General features: G+C 52.2%; 9 protein-coding genes. 5 read left to right on the forward strand and 4 right to left on the reverse strand.

The genetic code is table 11. The features are described from left to right. Positions 1–44 precede the first annotated feature (44 nt). Together OIK44_RS09625 and OIK44_RS09630 are read left to right on the forward strand one after the other, a co-directional pair. Positions 45–338 (forward strand): H-NS histone family protein, encoded by a 294-nt coding sequence (locus tag OIK44_RS09625; protein WP_273670522.1) that lies wholly within the window; start codon positions 45–47, stop codon positions 336–338. A 708-nt stretch (positions 339–1,046) separates the two neighbouring features. Next, positions 1,047–3,029, forward strand: a complete 1,983-nt coding sequence (locus OIK44_RS09630; RefSeq protein ID WP_273670523.1) for an ATP-binding protein — start codon at positions 1,047–1,049, stop codon at positions 3,027–3,029. A 69-nt stretch (positions 3,030–3,098) separates the two neighbouring features. Here the strand turns inward: OIK44_RS09630 and OIK44_RS09635 are convergent, their stop codons facing one another. The 3 genes from OIK44_RS09635 to OIK44_RS09645 form a co-directional block, all read right to left on the reverse strand. Next, a complete protein-coding gene (locus tag OIK44_RS09635) occupies positions 3,099–4,382 on the reverse strand; it encodes a hypothetical protein (protein WP_273670524.1) in 1,284 nt (427 codons plus the stop codon). An 80-nt stretch (positions 4,383–4,462) separates the two neighbouring features. Continuing rightward, positions 4,463–5,329: a hypothetical protein gene (locus OIK44_RS09640; protein ID WP_273670525.1), complete on the reverse strand. Its 867-nt coding sequence runs from the start codon at positions 5,327–5,329 to the stop codon at positions 4,463–4,465. Positions 5,330–5,443: 114 nt separating this feature from the next. Further along, the gene (locus OIK44_RS09645) at positions 5,444–7,471 is read right to left on the reverse strand and encodes a hypothetical protein (protein ID WP_273670526.1); all 2,028 of its coding nucleotides are present in this window, start codon (positions 7,469–7,471) and stop codon (positions 5,444–5,446) included. 477 nt (positions 7,472–7,948) lie between these two features. Between OIK44_RS09645 and OIK44_RS09650 the strand changes: the two genes are divergently transcribed. Both OIK44_RS09650 and OIK44_RS09655 read left to right on the forward strand, forming a co-directional pair. Continuing rightward, a complete protein-coding gene (locus OIK44_RS09650; protein WP_273670527.1) occupies positions 7,949–8,182 on the forward strand; it encodes a hypothetical protein in 234 nt (77 codons plus the stop codon). Between the two features lie 481 nt (positions 8,183–8,663). Next, on the forward strand, positions 8,664–9,080 hold the full coding sequence (locus tag OIK44_RS09655) for a hypothetical protein (RefSeq protein ID WP_273670528.1): 417 nt from the start codon (positions 8,664–8,666) through the stop codon (positions 9,078–9,080). Between the two features lie 70 nt (positions 9,081–9,150). Here the strand turns inward: OIK44_RS09655 and OIK44_RS09660 are convergent, their stop codons facing one another. Further along, positions 9,151–9,981 (reverse strand): APH(3')-II family aminoglycoside O-phosphotransferase, encoded by an 831-nt coding sequence (locus OIK44_RS09660; protein WP_273670529.1) that lies wholly within the window; start codon positions 9,979–9,981, stop codon positions 9,151–9,153. A 291-nt stretch (positions 9,982–10,272) separates the two neighbouring features. Here OIK44_RS09660 and OIK44_RS09665 point away from each other — a divergent pair, with 291 nt between their 5' ends. After that, on the forward strand, positions 10,273–10,647 hold the full coding sequence (locus OIK44_RS09665) for a hypothetical protein (protein ID WP_273670530.1): 375 nt from the start codon (positions 10,273–10,275) through the stop codon (positions 10,645–10,647). Positions 10,648–10,841 lie beyond the last annotated feature (194 nt).

The following is a 10,841-nucleotide window of genomic DNA, read 5'->3' on the forward strand; positions in this document are numbered from 1 at the left end:
AGGGTACAATTGTTGAGCTCATAAATTTTTACAGGAATTTACCTATGTCAGTGACGTATCAAGACTACAAAGCACAAATCGCGGAGCTGCAGCAAAAAGCTGAACAAGCTCGTCGGCAAGAAATTGCAGCGGCGCGTGAGCAGATTTTATCTATCATGCGCGAGTACGGTCTGACGGTCGCTGACCTCGGCGGCGTCACTAAAAAGGCGGTGCGAAAGAGCGTTGAAATCAAATACCGCAACGACGGAACGGGCGAAACCTGGACTGGCCGCGGCCGAGCCCTAAAATGGCTGGCTGGAAAAGATAAGAACGACTACCTGATTAAGCCAAATTCCTAACGGCCCTCTTCCTCCTCACGAATGCAACCGCTATCTTTCTCATCTCGTCACGTAGGCGTTGCCACAGAAGCTTTTCTGCAGCTCTTTTCGCGAGATGCGGGCTAGACATATCTGTCCAATATGGCGCCAATCAGCCCGAGTATGACCTTATCGTTGCACTGGGCGACAGAATACTCAAGGTCTCAGTTAAGGGCTCAAAGGATGGCGGCTGGGGCCTCACGCAGTCCCTACTGCGAGAAGCGAATTACCACGGGGCTGTCGATAGCTGGTTGGCCCGTCATAAGCCGCGCACCATATTTTGCCTTGTGCAGTTTAAGGGTGTTGCGGAGGATGCGATACCTCGAGTTTATTTGGCCACGCCGGCAGAGATTGCCGAGCGGCTGCGTGCGTCCGCAGCTGGCCGGGGCGACACAATTCTGTACGAGCGTCATGTGTGGGGGCCGCGAGCTGCTGGCCGTGGTTCTGTAGAAGAGATTCCTGAGTCCTGGTGCTTTTCTTCAGAGCGCGTGGCGCGCCTACTCGAATCTAACGGCTGATCCGAACTTCGTTCTACGCGCGCGCCCTACCCGAGCGCTCATCTATTCGTTTGCTACTTGGACTAGGACGGTCGGCGAGATAGAACCGTCGTCGGGCCCAGATAACGTTACGTATTTCACACGTTCTCGCCGAGGAACGAATACAATTTCAAGATAAAAATAGGGAGCGACAATGGCGGACCTGAATTTGTCTGGCACCACAGAGATTAGCGATACCGGTATCAAGAAACACTTCAAGAACTTCGAACCCTGGCAGTCGCTGTTTGAGCTTGCGTGGAATGGTTTGGACGCTCGGGCCAAGAATATCTCGATTGAGATGGTAGAAAATGACATGCATGGTGTGCAGAGCATCACTGTTCTCGACAACGGTGACGGCATTGACATTGAGCACATCAAAGACAACTTCGGGAAATTTAACGACTCTTCCAAAAAAGAAGACATGGCCCAGCACGGTCTGCACGGCCGAGGGCGCTTGGCATTTCATAAATTAGCTCATGATGCGAAGTGGTGGACTCGGTGCGCGGCGGGGATTGCCTCCATTGAAGTGCATGCAGCAAAAATCAGAGATTACAAGGGCAAGGAGGTTTCCGCTGAAAGCCTGCCGGCTGTTTTGGCTCCATTGGTCACTGGGACATGCGTGGAACTTTCCCGTCTGCATACCAATTTGCCCTCTAAAGCTGAACTGCTGAAAAAATTCTCGGTGGAGTTTGGTTGGTACTTAGCCCTCAATGAAGACCGCAGCATCACTATCAATGGCACTCCTGTAGTCGTGCCTCCGCACCAGATTTCGAACCGGACTATCAATCCCGGAAACGCCAATTTCGATGTTAAGGTTCTCTGCTGGGAGGATAGACCTAGTTCAGAGAAGTCCCACATTTATCTTTTAGATTCCGAAGGTAAGACGCGGCATAAAAGTTTGAGCAGCTTCAACCTGAAGAAAGATTTTTTTGCCAGTGTCTACGTTACGTCAGCCTGGGCCGACAATTTTGTGAGCGAGGGAGCCAATCTATTTGCGCCCGATGCGCACAGCGCCGAGTCTGAGGAGTGGAAAAAACTTGCTCGTCCTCTGAACGATTTTATCCAAGAAGTCTACGATGACTTCCTAAGAAAATTCGTCGACGCGGAGCTCACAAAATATGAGGAAGATGGAATCTTCCCGTCCTACGCAGGTCTTGACCCCACATACGCTAATTGGAGGGCTTCAAATACCAAAAGCCTGGTGCGGTTGGTGTACACGTCGGACCCATCGGTCATGAATTCGCTGAACAAAAAACAGAAAAAGATTATCGTCCGCCTACTGGATAGAATTTCGGTATCAAACGAGAACGATGCATTGTTCGACATCCTAAATGATGTGCTGGACCTAGACGGTGCATCTTTGTCGCAGCTGTCCAAGCAGTTGCAGCATACTCGACTTGAGCACATTATCAGCACCATAGAAATTCTTCAGCAACGGCAGGCTGCTGTAAACAAGCTGCGGGAGCTGATGAATGAGCACTACCATCAAGTAAGAGAAACGCCAGACCTTCAACAAATCATCGAGAACAATACCTGGCTATTTGGAAACCGCTACGAGACCATTGGAGCTGAAGAAGACACCTTCACTAAGATAGCCAAAAATCTTCGAGACCAAATCAAGTCAGTGCATCAAATCGATACAGATGACGTGGAGGACGGAGCCCATGTCGAGGGCGTGAATCGTCAAACTGACCTTTTCTTAGCTAGAAAGATTCCCACTTTAGACTCACTTGGGAAGAGGGTCTATCGATGTATCATCATTGAAATCAAGCGGCCAGGAATTGCGTTGAACGTCAAGCACCTCAGGCAGTTGGACGACTATGCCAATATCATTAAAAAGCACCCAGAATTCAGCAGCGAGCATTTGCGCTTTGAGTTGATTTTGGTTGGAAGAAAAATCTCGTCTGCCGACACTGAAATCCTGAGTAGGCTGGAAGGGCAACTTTCGAAGAGTGACCTTGGCTTGGTCAGCGACGACGCGAAGATGAAGCGTTACGTCATGAACTGGTACACCCTGCTTGATGGGTTCGAGCTTTCGCATTCACACTTACTAGACGTTCTTAAGTTAAAGCGTGAAAGCCTTGCAACATGGACCAAAGATGAGCTTGTAGGAGACTTGCAAACTGAGCCTTGTTAGTGGCCTTGCATAACTGCGCGCCACTCTCGCTCGTGGCGTTGCCGCACCTGGTGGTTGCATCTTCTCGGCCTACTCATCAGGAACGTAGCGCTCAACGATTTTATCGAGAAGTGTCTTGGCTTCTGCAGGAAGGACTCGATGGTCAGCGTGCGGCCGCGGATGGATGATTGCGGCCAATTCGTTGGGCGTGACAAAAGAATAGCTGTTCTGAAAGTCTCCAACATATTCTTTCACTTCAGTCTTCAAAGCTATCAAAACCTTGAAGCATGGGTTGCAAATTCTCGGTGTGTCTCGCCAGGCCTTTCCGGTCGCAGGCACATTAAATCGTATCTCCCCCTTGTCACCAACGTAGACGACCTGAGTTTTGCTTCGTTGGCAAATTGGACAGCGCCAGTCATCCGGGAATAAGTCCCAGTTAGCCGCTTTGTACTCAACGCTTTTGAGCAAAGCGAGATAGTTCGAGGGAACGGCCCTGGCCTTCTTGACTGAGCCGTCCCTCCACCGCGACACGTTCGGTTTTGAGACTCTAGTTTGCATACCCAATGCATCTACCACTACCTCAGAAGAAAACCAGTTCGAAATAACGGTGAGCCCTTGGTTGCCATATCCATAAACTGGGATTGGGTCGAATTTTTTTGGGTGAGGTTCGAACCAGTGCGCATCTGTTGCTGCAGCCTTCGCTACGGCTTTGATAATCCGCATGCGCAGCACAAAGGCATTCTTCGCAGCTTCCCAAGCTGCCTGCGCTTGCAATTCGTCGATAAGGTGTGGCTGATGGTCTTGCGGTTTAATAAACTCGCGAATCTGGCCGATTGAGAACGAGAACTCACGAGGTATCGCCAGCATCTTCTTCGCATTGGTGTCCGCGTTGTTACAATCCTCGCAGACAAGTACCGCGTCGTACGCTCCAAATGCGCTGCTCATGTTGTCGATGAGCTTCCTGCCGTCCACTTGCTCGATAGTGGTTCCAGCATCAACGAACGCAGCGTTAAAGGCCTCTTCCAGCACGTCCTCCATGTGGTCATGATGAACCACCGACTTGGCTAGAATCTGCCCCTTCTTTCCGACACGCGATATCTGAACTTTCGTTCGCTTACAGCACGGGCAAATCCATCCTTGGGGCGAGCCTACCCAGTTGCTATTCATTTCAAAGCGCTTGTCGCCATGTATGGCCAAGATTTCGCGAGCCACCGGCGAGTTCTGACTGTCTAGGCTGTCAATCTCACCTGAGTCCACGCACTCAATCAGTAGCCGTAAGCCTTCTCGGTACTCATCATCTGGCACTCCACGGTTGGGTTGGTGACCTCTGCTCCAAATTCCGAATTGGCTAAAATAAGCGCTATCACTTAGCATTCATCTATTCCTTTGTACTGTTAAACGACATGCAGCGCTGGTCAACCTGACGGCTAGCTATCCACCTCGCTTGACATATTTCAGGTAGATGCTGATGCTCGTTGCCGAGAGCTTTCCTCTTTGCTTATCAGCAGGTACTGAACTGTGTAGTTAAGAAGAGAGATGGCTTTAAGACTGTTCCGCTTGGTTGCATAGTCAACCGACTCACCATGCAGCACCATGTGGCGATTGAGAGATGCGAAGTGGGGAGGACGCTCGTGCTCACTTGAGCTTATCGGGAGGTTTTCACTAAACGGAACAAGCAGAGCCTCCAAGAATGCATTCTGCAGAGATTCGACATACGCGGCAGTGGTCGGTCGTTTGTCCTTGCGTCTAAAAGGGGACAATCCGGTCAACTCAGCGCAAATGCCATCGACCTGCGTAAGCAGGACGGGAACCGAAAGTTCAAACTGCCCGTTGCGGTGGGCTGAAAATGCTGCGCAAATTATCTTTGCTCGCAAAGGAAATGCTGCCGTGAGTTCTTGCTCGATGTGGTCGAGGTGAGCGCCAAAATAGTTGTCCATGAAAGCGTCAACCTCTTCCAGCTTGTCATCCTTCACTAGCGCGGCTATCTCCATCGGCATATGAAGCGGCATATTCCCATCAAAGTACCAACCGCTCTGTCCAAGCTCCAGAATTGCCTGGCGATAGACTTGAGGCATTGCACGGATGCCTTCCAGTAGCTGGATGATTTGCGGGGCTGATTTCTGAATCGTCGAGTGCAGTAGCCGGATGACTGAGCCTGCTTGGTTCAGGAAACCAAGCAGAGCCGAACCGATTTGCTCAAGCGCAGGGCGATGCTCTTCGATTAGCTTTTGCACGTAGGGCTCTATCTCCGACACTTTGCTAGGTGTGCTCTGACTAGTTACTGCAACGGTTCGAGCCTTGGAAATTTCGGGTTCTTTCACGTTCGAATCTCCGCAATCGTAAATGTTGGGTTGGTGTGACGAGTTCAGAGCCCGAACGGATAAAAGCCGCGACGCGGTATGGGACTGCGTCACGGCTTGTGTTAGTGAGAAGCGTTAGGCGGTGCGTGCATCAGCCTGGTCGCCGTCCTCAGCATCCCATTCGTCCATTACTTCGTCACGCTCAACATCAGACGAGCTGCGCGCGGAAGCAACCTCGCCGTTTCCGTAGGCGCGACGGAACGTACGGCTCCAAATGACGAGCTCCTCGTCAATCTCCGACAAGGATTCGCGCCATGATGCGCAATCGCGATGGTCAACCCCCTGAGATTCGACTAGAGGGCGGCCATCGTCGCCTCGTACGGTGGACAGCTCGGCAAAGGCCTTACGCAGGTCTTCCATCGCGATACTAAACGCACCCAAACGATTCTGATAGTGGTCTTGTGGCGTGTTGCCGGGTCGATGCGCACGCTTTTTCCCTGCGGGAGGAAACTCCTCACGCAAGAAAATATCATTGACCATTGCATCGGTCCCATCTTTATTCTTCCTCGTAGAGCCGTCCTCTTCAACGGCACGAATAGGGGCCTCGGATGCAAAGTCCGACAATGCCTGTCCCAGTTGATAGATACCTTGCTGAGACCGGCGCATGGCCTCCAGAACCTCGCCGGGTGTTCGGCGGTCAGGTTGGGCGTTGTTTGATGATCCGCGGTCTGCGTTTAAGCGCCCCGAAACAAGCAGTGCGTACGCCGCGCGTACAGCTAGCTCCAAGGATGCTCCACCAGGGGCCGTGGAGGCGCCAGCTGCGATTGAAGTGCGAAGCTCTGCTTGTGCGTCCTTCACAAGCTGGTCGGTGCTGCGCGCCGTGTTCTCCCACGCTTCGCCATGAACAGACTTACCGAAAGCGTGCCGCATGTAACGACGCACTTGGTCAGTCTTTGCCGGTTCTTCTGCCACTGCCCGAAGAATCAACGCGGTTGCAAGGTCATTGGTGAGTTTCATCGAAACTCGCTTCCGGGTGGATTGGCTCGTCACCGCTACACGGATAGCCTCGACATGTTCGCGCTTCTCACTCGTCAGAAGACGGATGATGTTCGAGGCGCGCATCGCGGGGTCGGACTGCAGCCGTGCCGCTTGCGCTTCTGCTTTCGTGCAAGCGCCAGCGTAGTAATCACGCTCAACATCTGAAATCAAGTTGCGACGATACATTTCGTCCAGGACTTCATCGGCGAGAGACTCGTTTTCAGGTCCTTCACCCCACGGCTTTGGTGGGTCAACGTGGCGCAGCGCTACCAACGACTTTACTGCCGTGGGAAAACCAGTATCGCTGGCTGCATGCGGAGCGAAGCCAACAAGAATCAGTGCTGGCACCTGCTCACAGCGCAATGCAACCAGGTCAGCTCCACTAGGCCCGGTTTCCAGAGCTCCGTTGAGTCGTCGGATATGCCCCCTAAAAGCGGCCTCGTTAGCGTCATATGGAACATCCGCCGAGCGAACACCGAGATGGTGATGAACAGCTGTAATTCGGGAAGAACCCTCGGCAGTAGTCAATGCGGTCACAGCATCGGTGCCATCTTGCGGCACGTAGGTGGTCGGGACAACCCAAACCGATTCCATTACACCTTGTGCGGCGATGGACTCTCGCCAGTCATTTTCTGCCAAGACATACGCGGCAGCTTGCTGCGATGCCCAAGTGATGTGATGCCGGTTTTCGATTTCGACCTGCAACTCTGCTGCGTGAGGCTTTTCAGGGTCTGCGGCGCGCGGTTCAGGAATAGGACGAAACTTCGAGTCCTCTCCAGCAGTACCTGGGTCGACAGCAAACGGATGCCGGCGTGATGGTAGCGTCCGTGGGTTTCGCGGGTCCGGCATGACTCGCCGCGCCCATACAGAGGTTCTGATACCGTACAGAGTACCGCCAGGAACAGCAATACGTTCGACCTCTGGGTCCTCGGGGTCCCCAATAGCTTTACGCACTGCAGACGGATTGACCACAGCGTTTGCGATGGAGGTAGCCGCGTTCGACGACAATCCAAAAGCCGCGCTAATCTTCTCAGCGAGACTGCGTCGCGCTTGCGCGTTTGCGAATTCGGGAAGTGCGGCCACAGGACGTGGCAGCAGATGTTCTTCGAAATTTTGAATACTCATGATATGTCCTTGGTTAGCGCAACCGAGATTTTTCGGTTTAGTCTCGGTTGCAAAGATTGCAAAAATCCGAGGTGCCAAGGACACAGAGGTGGCCAGGCGCATCCTCCTTCCACGTACTGACAAAACAGCTCAGCGTTGTCGAAGGCGGCAACAGTTCTAAAATGTGATTCCAAGACGTACGGGGCAGCGGCCAAACTTCGGCATAATCCCCGCGTAGTCACCCTTCACCAAGATGGTGAGGTGAAAAACATCCACAACTGCGTCGCGGTATTGCAAAATTTAGATGCTTTTAGACAGGATGTCAAGTGATTTTGCAACAATATGGGAATTTGAGGTTGTGGGCAATGGCGGCGGCGCTCAGGTCGTGAGACTAAATTTCGACGCATTTCGCGTGAGTTCACTGACCATAGTAGACCAACGTACTCGGTATTCCCGGACTGGGGCGATACCGCAAAAGGCTTGCGTGATAAACCCTCGATGAACGCGGAAGAACTACTTAAGCAGTCATACGGCCAAATGCATTTCTCGAATGAAGATGGAGGATGGCGCCTCCTGGCCGATAGAGTGGTCGCCTATGCAAATATGCACAGCGCGAAACGTTCGCATACCCAGCAACTTCTCTACTTCGCGGTCAAAAATCGCAGCTTGCGACAGCTCTTTGCGCTGTACCATCAGCTGCAACTGATGAGGGTTCCGCGTGTGCCAAATTGATGGACGAGTAGAGCGCTTCGCTCCACTAGGAAGTTCGACCTCCCCGCACTGAAAGAATGACAACCTTGAGGCGCTACTCACCGCTCGTGCGCTTGGCATGGACGGGTTCGATGGTCGCTTGCATTGGCTCAACCATGCGCCGCAAACACTTTCATTTCCCATCGCGAGAAAATCATGAGCAATGGGGGGCTTCGAAAAATTAAAAGCGTTGGTTTCGGATGAAATTTCGCGAGCATTCAGCAGCTTAGAGAGTTAAGGCCTTGGAAAGAAACGCTTCTATTTACCAGTTGCAGCCTCTTGTAGAAAAATAATAAAGTCAGACAAAAAACAATAAAGTCTGACAAATAGTTGACGTAGGTGACGGGGCGCGGCTGTGAAGCTGCGCCCCTTGTCACATATGAATCAGACGCAGTTGGAAATCATCAGCTGATGCGCTGGTCAATCACAAAGTGCGAACCAATAAATATGCTCTGGACACTCGATGCTTCCATTCTTCATTGATAGCCGAATTTCACCAGTACGACTGTTTGAGCTCGATGATGGTCGCTTTCAGCTTCTCGACGCTGCAGAGGTAAGTCCGTTCTTGCCAGGCTACGGTTATTTACTTGTCGAGAAGCGACTGTCGGAGTTCCTCGTTGAGCACGGCGTAGAGCGGATTGTCTGCCAAGATGTGGTGTTGTTCGACAGGCCATCCGGCAAGGAATTTCGGAGCCATGCCCGCATTCGGGTGAAGCAATATTTCACACCCGAGCAAATCAACGATCTGGACCTTACCGGTTTACGTCTTTTGACGATGAACGACGAATACTACTTCGTGACTAAAGAACTGAAGGAGCTTCTGGAGCTGGCTCGGTTCGACTATCTACGCTTTAGCGAAGGGCTCGATGGATTTGCCTAAATCAACAGATGAGATTGGCTGCCGTGGAGTATGCAGGTGCTAACTGGCGCCTCGTTGGTCTTCGGCGGACTTAAAAGAACTCATCCAGAAAACAATAGAATCTCATGCGTTGCATGTCGGGTTCGATACCGTATTCGCGGAAGAAAGGTTCCACCCATTCCATTCCGAAATGATGTGTGATGCTTCGGGCCGCGAGCGCAAGGTCTTGATAACGATCGCTGATACCGAGCCGGCCACAGTCGATGAAACCTGTAAACTGTTGGGAGTCAGCCATGAAGTTCTGCAGGCAAGCGTCTCCATGCGTCACCACAAGGTCGTGTGTCTTCGGGAGCGTGGATAACAGCTCTGCGTACACGTCTTCGGTTGTTTGTCCCTGCCGCTCATCGTCGAAGTCAGCGTCGTCAACGAGTCCGGCATCTATTCGATTCTTAACGGCTGCCAGACGTTTTTCCAAGCGGTGATCGAAGGGGCACTCTGCTATCGGCACCTGGTGCAGGGTACGTAGCGCCCTCGCCATGATGCCGATTACCTGGATAATAGATAGGTCATCGGCGCCAGCCAGATCATGCCCAGGAACGGCGCTCATGAGCAGCCAGTGACGATTGTGTTCTGTTATTGCATCAAGAACTGTAGGCCCCGGCAGGTTGCGTTGCTCCAGCCAGCGAAGGCGCTCAATCTCGTCAGGAAGTTCGCTTAGCGAACCCACGGGTTCCGATTTCAGGAACAGCTCTTCCCTGTTGATGCAGCGGATGCGGAAAACATCAGCTCGCGACTCTCCAATTGCCTGCCGTTCTATAAGGTCGCCAGCGAACTTCTCACGCCATTTTGCCGGAATGGGCATAGCGTCAGTCAACGGCCTTGTGGCGGGATTCGCCAGATGAGTGTGCAGCTTGTTAAACACCTTGTTGTCCTCGAACTTGAACTTAGGGTCATCGTGTGGGTTTGTCCGCAGCGAGCAGAAGAACAGGGGGGCCGACGCAGGTGCTCTTGCAGTTCAGGTCTGTTGGCAATGTATTCTAGCCTGTAACTTGGAATCAGGTAGGCTATGACCGGGAATCAACCGCGAAACTGATTGAGCTTTTTCGTACCTTTGCGCCGGTTGTGCTTGTCTATTTCAACGACACAAATATTCCCTACGTCACACCTCTCGCCGAGCACGACAATCACTTCCATGTAAAGTTGAGAGCGTGAGATGAAGAAGATAATTGGATTGATCCTTGCGGCCAGCACTCTGTTCTCGGCACTCTACGCCGCAGGAAAGGAGACTGCGGTCAGTGAAAGCAAGCCGCTCAAAGGATCCTACTCTATCTACGCGGGCGCGCTAGGAGAGGAAGCAGCACCGACCAAGAACGATCGAAAAATCGCTATCGAGATTACTGGACGGCCCGCAAAGGAAATGTTCGAATCCATGTATCCCGACTATCAACCGACTTGCAGCGGTGAGAAGGGCGATAGGGATCGAAGGAAAGGTAACGTGTATTGTTCCTTTAACCAGGGTGTGGGGTACAGGTGTTTTCTCGGCATTGACCTTCGCACCGGCAAAAGTATTGCTGGTGCAAGTTGCTGATTTTAATCAGCTAAACGCAGCAATAAAATTTGCAGCGCTGCCAAGCAGGACTGAAATTGCCTGCAATGGTTCGCGATGGTAGCGGCTTTGAATTTCCGTTTCTGTTTGCGGCGCAAGGCGAGTTCGCGGCGGGGCCGGACGATTCGGTCACGGCCTGCCGGAAAGCCGCATCTTTCAGTTCCAGTTGGTAAAGT

The sequence above is a fragment of the Janthinobacterium fluminis genome (assembly GCF_028595325.1).
Classification (GTDB): domain Bacteria; phylum Pseudomonadota; class Gammaproteobacteria; order Burkholderiales; family Burkholderiaceae_D; genus Janthinobacterium; species Janthinobacterium fluminis.

Excerpts from the sequence above, each read along its gene's own strand:
- OIK44_RS09625 (WP_273670522.1), top strand. The coding sequence starts at position 45 with ATGTCAGTGACGTATCAAGACTACAAAGCACAAATCGCGGAGCTGCAG.
- OIK44_RS09630 (WP_273670523.1), top strand. The coding sequence starts at position 1,047 with ATGGCGGACCTGAATTTGTCTGGCACCACAGAGATTAGCGATACCGGT.
- OIK44_RS09635 (WP_273670524.1), bottom strand. The coding sequence starts at position 4,382 with ATGCTAAGTGATAGCGCTTATTTTAGCCAATTCGGAATTTGGAGCAGA.
- OIK44_RS09645 (WP_273670526.1), bottom strand. The coding sequence starts at position 7,471 with ATGAGTATTCAAAATTTCGAAGAACATCTGCTGCCACGTCCTGTGGCC.
- OIK44_RS09650 (WP_273670527.1), top strand. The coding sequence starts at position 7,949 with ATGAACGCGGAAGAACTACTTAAGCAGTCATACGGCCAAATGCATTTC.
- OIK44_RS09655 (WP_273670528.1), top strand. The coding sequence starts at position 8,664 with ATGCTTCCATTCTTCATTGATAGCCGAATTTCACCAGTACGACTGTTT.
- OIK44_RS09665 (WP_273670530.1), top strand. The coding sequence starts at position 10,273 with ATGAAGAAGATAATTGGATTGATCCTTGCGGCCAGCACTCTGTTCTCG.